Below are 6664 nucleotides of genomic sequence, written 5' to 3'. Positions count from 1 at the left end.
CCTAGTATAGCTTATTACTATACTATGATTAATTTTCATAAAATTGCCTGTACATATAATTTAATATATTCTAACTTTATTAAATGAGAATTCATAAAAAAGGTGTTCATGAACACCTTTTTTTAAGTTAACTCAATATTATAGTCTTAATTTTTTTTATAAATTTATAAAATGCCCCTGCTAGAGAACCCTATACATATTTTCTCATGTGCTTTAATGCATTTTTTTCAACTCTAGATACCTGTGCTTGGGATATACCTATTTCATCAGCTACTTCCATTTGAGTTCTTCCGTTAAAGAACCTCAAATTTAAGATTAACTTTTCTCTATCTTTTAATTTTTTCATCCCTTCTTTAATTGATATGCTTTCAAGCCAACTATCATCTAAATTTTTAGTGTCACTTATTTGATCCATTACATAAATTTCATCGCCACCATCATGATAAATTGGTTGAAATAAAGATACAGGGTTTTGTATAGCAGCTAAAGCTAATACAACGCCTTCTCGAGGTAATTCTAATTCTTTTGCTATTTGAGTTACAGTTGGTTCTTTATTGTTTTCATCTATCAACCTGTCTCTAACTTGCATTGCTTGATATGCAGTATCCCTTATTGACCTACTAACCCTTATAGAATTATCATCTCTTAAATATCTTCTGATTTCCCCGATAATCATAGGAATTGCATATGTTGAAAATCTAAGGTTGAAACTTAAATCAAAATTATCAATGGATTTCATTAAACCAATACACCCTACTTGAAATAGATCATCTACATCCGCACCTCGATTATTGAAACGCTTTATCACACTTAAAACCAATCTTAAGTTTCCTTGAATAACTTCATCTCTACACCCATACTCCCCATTTTTTATCCTATGTAATAATTCTTTCATTTCCTTTTCTTTTAATTTCGGTAATTTTGAAGTATTAACTCCACATATCTCTACTTTATTAAACATCATAAGTTCATCATTCCCTTCAAAGTAAGTACCTTCAAATTATGTCCTTATGATTTGTTTAATATACTAGAGACAACCTTACATCATTCCTTCGTAACTACAGAGAGAATTTAAAAGTATTGTTGCATAAGTATATAATTTTTTTAAGTTGATAAAAGTCTAATTACGTTTTAAGTTTATTAAATATTGTATATATTAATATATAGTTAAATTATGGAATATTCTAAATGCTTCACTCATACCTTATAGTATACTGTATAAATAAAGTACGCGACAGTTAATAGCCATTCTCCTAAAGAGCGTGGCTATTTTTATGCCTTTACTTGAGGGCGCAGATGGAATTCAAAAAATAAGCAAGATGCTAAATGTACATGTTACGTATTACTAGCTATTAAATAATGATATACTTTACTTACAAGTTATTGTAAAGTAATGTTCCAATAGCAACTAAAAATTATAGTTAGAAAGGTGGAGACAAGATGGAAAATACAAAAAACCAAGATAAATTAGCGGTTTTATGGACCAGTGCTGATAGGGAAGTAGCACTTAAGATGGGTTTTATGTATACTTATAATGCGAAATTAAAAGGATGGTGGGACGATGTAACCTTAATCATATGGGGACCGTCCTCTAAACTTCTCAGCATGGACACAGATCTTCAGGCCTATGTAAAGAAAGCACAGGATGTAGGCGTTAAGTTTCAGGCATGTAGAGCATGTTCAGACATGTATGAAGTAACTGAAAAGTTGGAAGCACTCGATATAGAAGTAATATATATGGGAGAGCCTCTTACAGATTATCTGAAAAATGGCTGGAAAGTAATTACCATCTAAGCGATTAAAGATACAATTTTATTTTATGTCGTCACAAGTAACCCATATCATTAGATATGGGTTACTTTATTAAGTCTGCATTGATATTCTGAAAGTAATACAATACCAATTTCAGTGTACTTTGATGTCTTTATCCACTCTTAATTAATTTATATATATGTTGTTTTACTTTACATATAATGTAAAACATGCTAAGATATTGAGTAATAGTATACATTAAGTAAAATTAAAAGTATATGCTAAAGATAGTAAGGGGGAATTATTCATGTTTAAATCTAAAAAGCGAATTGTTGCACTGGTATGCACAGTATTAATTGTTGGACAAGCTTCAACAGGACTATTCGAACCAATAAAAGGCTTTTCTTACACCGCCTATGCCAAAGATACCGTAGGACAATCAAAGCAAGTAAAAAAAGCTAAAAATGTAATAATGATGATAACTGACGGGACTAGCGTAGAATCTGTTACCCTTGCACGATTATATAATGATCTAAAAAAAGATGGGATCGCAGGAAATGATTCTTTAAATATGGATTCCATGTTAACTGGTCTTGTACAAACTTATTGGCAAGATGGCCCTATTACAGATTCTGCTCCAGGTGGAACTGCTTATTCTACTGGTTACAAATCTGAAGACAAACATATTGCTACTTTAAGCACAAAAGATGGGAATATACCTAAAGCAACTTTACTCGAGGCCGCAAGAGAATCTGATAAAGCAACTGGTATGGTGTTTACATGTGAAGCTATGCATGCTACTCCAGCTGATTTTTCATCTCATGCTGCAAATAGAAGCCAGTACAACTCTATAATGAAACAAATGGTTTATGGAGACTTTGATGTTGTATTAGGTGGTGGTGATAGGCTATTAAGTTCAGAATCTCTATCTGCAGATGGAAAATCACAATATAGAAAAGACGGAGTTGACCTAAGAAAAGAATTAAAAAATATGGGTTACGATTATGTAACTAATAAAAACGAGCTTATTTCAACAAAATCTTCTAAATTATGGGGTATGTTTGCACCACAAGCAATGTCCCCTGATATAGATAGAGAAAGATTAACTCCAGGTCAACCAACAATAGAAGAAATGACAAATAAAGCGATTGATACATTATCAAAAGATAAAGATGGATTCTTTCTAATGGTTGAGGGGAGTCAAGTAGATTGGGCAGCTCATGCTAATGACCCATCTCAACTTGTTAGTGAAATAGTAGCTTATGATAAAGCAGTAAAAGCAGCTCTAGATTTTGCTAAAAAGGATGGGAATACTGTTGTAATCTCTGCATCTGATCACAGTACTGGTGGCGGTACTCTTGGTATGGTGGGTCTTGGTGAGAATATTGGTAAAAATTATTCCTCGGTTACTTTTGAGGATACAATCATGAAATTGACTAATGCTAAAGCATCTAGCGGCTTAATAGGAGCAGAACTTAAAGATAAAGATGAAAATACCATAAAGTTATCATTAAAGGAATACTTTAGTTTTGAAGATTTAACAAAAGAAGAAATTATAGAAATTCAAGCTGGAAACCTAAAATCTGTTGTAAATAAAAGAATTGGTATAGCTTGGACAAGTAATAATCATACAGCTGGTGATGTTGGCTTATACTGCTATGCTCCTGTAGGAATTAAAAAACTAACTGGACTTGTAGAGAATATAGATGTCGCTAAATATCTAGAAAAAATAACTGGTTTAAATCTTTCACAAACTACAGATAAATTATTTAAAAATGCAAAAACAGAATTTGATAAAGTAGGTGCAACTATTTCTATAGATTCTTCTGATGTGGATAATCCAGTAGTAAATATAAGTAAGTCTGGACACACTTTAAAGCTTAATGGATTTACAGATAAGGGAGAATTTGATGCAGAAAAAGTTGAATTTGATGGAGTAACTGTTTTGATCACAAAAGATGGTAAAACTTATGATGAAAAAGATATTTATCTACCTCAAGATGTGATAACAAAATTCAAAGAATATGTTAATATGGGCAAAGTAGTGGACATTATAGTTCCAGAAGTAAAACCTTCAACTATAAAAACAGGAGTTGTAACTGCAAAATCAGGTTTAAATGTTAGAAATCAAAGTAGCTCAGAATCTTCTAAAATAGGATTATTAAAATATAATTCTTCTGTTACAATAATTGGACAAAAGGGAAATTGGTATAAAATTAACTATGGAAAGTCTCAAGGATACGTTTATAACGGTTATATAAAATTAAAATAAATCATAAAAATCCCGCTGCTTAGCAGAGGGATTTTTTACTAGTTGCTACCTACGTATGTTCTTATACGCTGCATAGCCTACGCTTAACATCATAAGTTGCCCTAGCAAGTGGGACGATTCACGCCCCACTTGCTAGGATTTACAAAAATAGATATAGTCGCATTTTTTGCTTGTTATTTATTCTTATACTCTTTTTCTAGTTTAGAGAATATATAAGATATTATTAATGCAATTACCCCTACTATCATAAATACTATTGTCTTAATTATAAAGTCGAATGAATAAAAATCTACCAGCATAACTTTAGCACAAGTTATTAATGATAATATTAAACCATATTTTCTAAGCTTAGAATTCTTTATCTTAAATCCTAAAAACACACTACCTAGAGCAACTAACATCAGTGATGTACTCATCAGTAATTGTTTAAATTCATATACTACATCAACTATAAAACTTAATCTCACTACTATATAAGTTGATAACAATGCATAAATCAATACCTTATAGTTTCTTAATGCCATCGTACTTATATAATCCTCATTGAACATGGATACTAACATGTAAACTATAAGAGCTGTGGTTAAATAAAACTCTGTATTCCCAAATAAACCTGAAACTACACAAGCTAAAGATATAAAACATAAACTTATATAATTCATTGTTTTTATTTTATCATGCCTTAATATATCCACTTTGTTTATTATGACTGTGTAAATAATACATATACTAAGCACTATGAATGACTCTAAATTATTAAACATATCTTTATCTATCATCTGACTTAATACCCAATCTACTATAGCTAGCAAATAAAAATATTTAAATACTATAATTCCTAAAGTATTTTTAATCTCTTTACTACCATAGAGTATTAATGCAAATAATACTAAATATATTATACTAATAGTCTTATTAATATTAAGTAAGTAACTTAATATGCTTATGAATACTAATCCTATTAAAGTTATTTTCAAAAGTGCATTCTTATCTTTTAACCATGCCATTAGTGTACTTAAAACTAGAATAGATATTGCAATTATTATTACTGTCGTATATTTATCCCCCCATTCTATGTTTATTCTTAAAAGTATAGTTAAACAAGTTAATACAAAACCTACATAACCAGTCCATTTCGCTGTATTTTTTACTGTTAATAGTATTACAAGTCCAATAATACAGTAGGCAACTAATGGTAGATACCACATAGTTGAGTCTATATATATTCCCAATGTTACCAGTGGATATATTATAAAATACAGTAGTAACCCTACCGAATTAAGTATACTTTCTTTTTCTTTGCAAGTCAGCATAAATTGCACACTATATATAACAGTGACTATTATTAAAAGCAATACCTGAATATTCTCATCAAAATTGAAACCAATTATTAAAGTAGAAAATAAAGCTAATAATGATGTGTAAAACTCAAATGATATGTTTATATCTTTGTTTTTAATTGCTTGAAGTGGAAAAAATATATTTAATATATTTATAAACGTTAATATTGCAACTATAATGTAAGACTGCTGTACTGATATCTCACCTACAGGTACTAAGCATATATATGCGCCTATTAAAGTTACAATCCTTAACAAATTTGATTCCTTTTTATAGCTTAAGTAAATTGCTCCACCAGTTATAATTGCAGTGATGATTAATGCTGCTATTCCTGTAATATTATCTAATACTAAGTAGTTTATTATTACTGCTGTATATAAACCAGATATCCCAAGGGCTGTTATACCTTTTGAGAATTTGTAATTTTTCTTACTAAAGTATAATTCCCCAACTAATAGAATTACTGTAGGTATTACAAACAGAGTTATCCCCTTCAGCTCTTTTGACATAAAGTTTACATAAACATATCTTCCAAATGTAGAAAGAGATATCAAAATTAAGATTATACCCACTAAGTTTAATGCTCCTACTCCGAGTTTTAGTCCATTCCCTGCTTTCTTCTTAGCTTTAGTATTATTTACCATGGGTGCTGTCTCGGGTAAAGGATTATTACTAGATTCTTGTGATGCAGTGGTCTGCCTAATTTTTATTTCAAGATCAACTAGCTTACTTTCTAAGTTACCTGCAAGTTGATATAATTTAGATATTTCTAGATTTAATCCTAATTTTTCAGTGGCATTTGTATTTACTAGTGTGTCCATTCTATTTTTCAGGGCAGCAAACTCATTTATAGTTTTGTCCCCTATATGGTCGCTTGTAACCTTCAGTTTTTCTAATAGCTGTTTATTTTCTAAGTATATTAACTCTTTTTCCTTTTTTTCTACTGTTTCTAAGTCTAACAATATTAGACTTATTTCTTTATTTGTCTCATCTTGTAATCTTAAATACTCATCAATATTCTTCATTTACACTCCCCCTTATATGTTAAGAGCTTTCACGGAAACTCCTTAGCTCCTGTGATTACTCATTTTTAGTATCATTGATTTTTGTTGATCCCCCACTTTTTTTGCATAAAACACTTGACATGTCTGTAAAATTTTGCGGTCCTCCTCTTAAATACATGTTTTACTAGGAGGATTATTTTATGCTTAAAAATTGGAGCTCTCATGCTGATTATCAGCAATTTATTATTTCAAACCTCTCATCTTTCTACAAAACTTTTCCTAAAAAAATTATAGA

4 protein-coding genes are annotated in these 6664 nt (G+C 30.2%); 2 read left to right on the top strand and 2 right to left on the bottom strand.

Annotation, left to right across the window (positions count from 1 at the left end; genetic code table 11):
* Positions 1-190: 190 nt before the first annotated feature.
* Complete coding sequence (sigG, locus tag ACJAX4_RS20975; RefSeq protein WP_435791377.1) at positions 191-964, bottom strand: RNA polymerase sporulation sigma factor SigG; 774 nt, start codon at positions 962-964, stop codon at positions 191-193.
* Between the two features lie 476 nt (positions 965-1440).
* Between sigG and ACJAX4_RS20970 the strand changes: the two genes are divergently transcribed.
* Positions 1441-1794, top strand: coding sequence for a DsrE family protein (locus ACJAX4_RS20970; protein WP_435791376.1), 354 nt, complete (start codon positions 1441-1443; stop codon positions 1792-1794).
* 265 nt (positions 1795-2059) lie between these two features.
* Positions 2060-4024, top strand: a complete 1965-nt coding sequence (locus ACJAX4_RS20965) for an alkaline phosphatase (RefSeq protein WP_435791375.1) — start codon at positions 2060-2062, stop codon at positions 4022-4024.
* A 173-nt stretch (positions 4025-4197) separates the two neighbouring features.
* Here the strand turns inward: ACJAX4_RS20965 and ACJAX4_RS20960 are convergent, their stop codons facing one another.
* Positions 4198-6390: a hypothetical protein gene (locus tag ACJAX4_RS20960; protein ID WP_435791374.1), complete on the bottom strand. Its 2193-nt coding sequence runs from the start codon at positions 6388-6390 to the stop codon at positions 4198-4200.
* Positions 6391-6664 lie beyond the last annotated feature (274 nt).

Source organism: Clostridium sp. (genome assembly GCF_051278035.1).
GTDB lineage: Bacteria > Bacillota > Clostridia > Clostridiales > Clostridiaceae > Clostridium_AD.
This window is presented reverse-complemented; position numbering and strand designations above follow the sequence as displayed.